Annotated in this window: 1 pseudogene; it reads left to right on the forward strand. The window is 71.3% G+C overall.

From position 1 onward, the window contains the following. Nucleotides 1-16 precede the first annotated feature (16 nt). A pseudogene (locus ASD66_RS24825) lies at nt 17-268 on the forward strand (hypothetical protein); the annotation flags it as partial.

A 268-nucleotide genomic window follows, 5' to 3' on the forward strand; every position in this document is an offset into this window, starting at 1 on the left:
CCGGCAGACGCACCCGATGGCCACCCGCTGGCTGGTCGCCGACGGGCTGGACCTGGTGCACCGGCTGCCGAAGTGCTGGGCGGTGCTGAAGACCCTGCGGTGCGAGGCCTGGGTGGCCCGCCGGGTGGCAAGGTTGACCCGGCACCTCAATGCCGAGGACGCCGCCTACGTGGACGCGGCAGTCGCCGAGGCCCTGGCCGGAGAACAGCCCTCGGTGGTGCTGGAGGTGTGTGAGGCGAAGATCATCGAGGCCAACCCACAGCTGCAC

The sequence above is a fragment of the Nocardioides sp. Root151 genome (genome assembly GCF_001427925.1).
Taxonomy (GTDB): Bacteria; Actinomycetota; Actinomycetes; order Propionibacteriales; family Nocardioidaceae; genus Nocardioides.